The 1,604-nt window shown below is 64.8% G+C and carries 2 protein-coding genes; both read right to left on the bottom strand.

The window, feature by feature from the left end:
• Positions 1 to 354 (bottom strand): sugar transferase (locus C2L80_RS14205; protein ID WP_239939032.1); only part of this gene is annotated, 354 nt, incomplete at its 3' end.
• Positions 355 to 383: 29 nt separating this feature from the next.
• Positions 384 to 893 carry an antiterminator LoaP gene (gene loaP / locus C2L80_RS13430; RefSeq protein ID WP_087196036.1) on the bottom strand — a complete coding sequence of 170 codons (510 nt, stop codon included), beginning with the start codon at positions 891 to 893 and terminating at the stop codon, positions 384 to 386.
• Positions 894 to 1,604 lie beyond the last annotated feature (711 nt).

The raw sequence follows: 1,604 nt of genomic DNA, 5'->3' as shown, positions 1-1,604 counted from the left end.
CGTGCGGAACTTCAGGCACTCGAAGCGCGAGCCGGCCCTGCCCCAGCGCTCCTGGCGGAACAGCACCGGCCCCGGGCTCGTCGCCTTCACGGCCACGGCGCAGGCCAGGAGCACCGGGGAGAGGGCGACGATCGCCGCCAGCGAGAGCGCCACGTCGAGGACGCGCTTGACGTGGGCGTAGGACCTGCTCGGGACGCGCGACAGCGGCGGCCTCGCCGAGGCGCCGGGGTGCAGCCGCTCGGCCATGGCGGCCCAGCCGCCCGCGTCGGGGACGCTCGGGCCCTCGAAGCAAGACGGCTCCTGCACCCTGCCGGGAACGTCTTCCAACGCTATTTCGTTTTCACTTATGCTCATCGCGTTCGCCCTAGCGGGCCGCTCTTTCCCTACTGCTTCCGCACGATGCCCAGTCCCAGCTTGGTTCTGATCGTGCGGCCGAACATCTCCATCTCCAGATACGCCGTCCGCTTGCGGCGGTCGATCTTCCTGATCCATCCCGCGTGCCCCATCAGCGGACCCTTCAGGATGACAACCTGGTCGCCCTCCACCACGCCCTCCGACACGCCGATGACGCGATGCCCCTTCTCGGTGAAGGCGTCGATCCACGCCACCTCGCGCGGCTCCAAGGGAATGAACTTGCCGTCGCTGCCCAGCACTTTCGCGAACGCGGGAACGCGCCGAAGCGCTGCTTGCAGGTCGGACGCGTTGTCGGTCACCACGATCAAGTAGCCGGGGAACAGCACGGACGTGCAGGTGCGCCACGCGCCGCGAATGTGCTTCTGCACCTCGTAGCACGGCACGAAGCACTCGCTGAGCACCCCGTCGCCGGCCATGCGCTCGATGAGCCGTTGCACGGCGAACTCCCGTCCGGCCATCACCTGGACCACGTACCACACACAGGCCTCCTCGCCCGATCTTCCGGTCGCTTTCCAAAGCGTCCGCGCGAAAACCATGGCTTCGCCTTTGCCCGATCAACGGGCACAAGCAAGCGTCGAGGTTCCGCGACGGCTATTCATTCCCAAGAAGCTGACGAAACGCACACGTGGCATCGATTTCGCGCATCAAGGTATGTCGAAAGGTCGCGCCCTTGCGGACGCATGCAGCTTCCTGCGAGGAACCCGAAGCTGGCGGGTTCGCCCCGCCCTGTCGGCCTCCTCGCAGGAAGCTGGCGCTGCCAACGCTTACGCGGAAACCCATTAATTGGGATTCTCGCGAAGCGATGGAATCAAGTTTCAGTCGTGTTTTCCCGATCCCGCCTTCATGTCGGAAAGCCCCTCCAAGACGGCGGTCCAACATTGCGGAAAAGCTGGCTGAAAAAAGCGCGCTTGCTATGATACTAGGGCTTTACCGTTCCGACAACTTCCGGAAACCTTCTTTGATGCCCCCCCCCCCCCATGTTTCCTCCACAATTGGGCGCGCTTCCAAACAGCCGCGAACGGCCGCAGATGGCCGGACAAAAACGCGCCAATTTTATACCCCGGAGGGGGTGCGGACAAAAAGTTGGACACTCCGGTGTCCGGATTGGAGTCCGCATGTACCCGTTGGAGACCAGGGAGCTCGCCGTGGAGGCCGTCGCGGCGGGGTTCAGCCTGACCGAGGCGGCCGAG

The sequence above is a fragment of the Rubneribacter badeniensis genome, assembly GCF_002899695.1.
In the GTDB taxonomy this organism is placed as follows: domain Bacteria; phylum Actinomycetota; class Coriobacteriia; order Coriobacteriales; family Eggerthellaceae; genus Rubneribacter; species Rubneribacter badeniensis.
The sequence above is the reverse complement of the archived record's forward strand: the minus strand, read 5'-3'. Positions and strand labels throughout refer to the sequence as shown.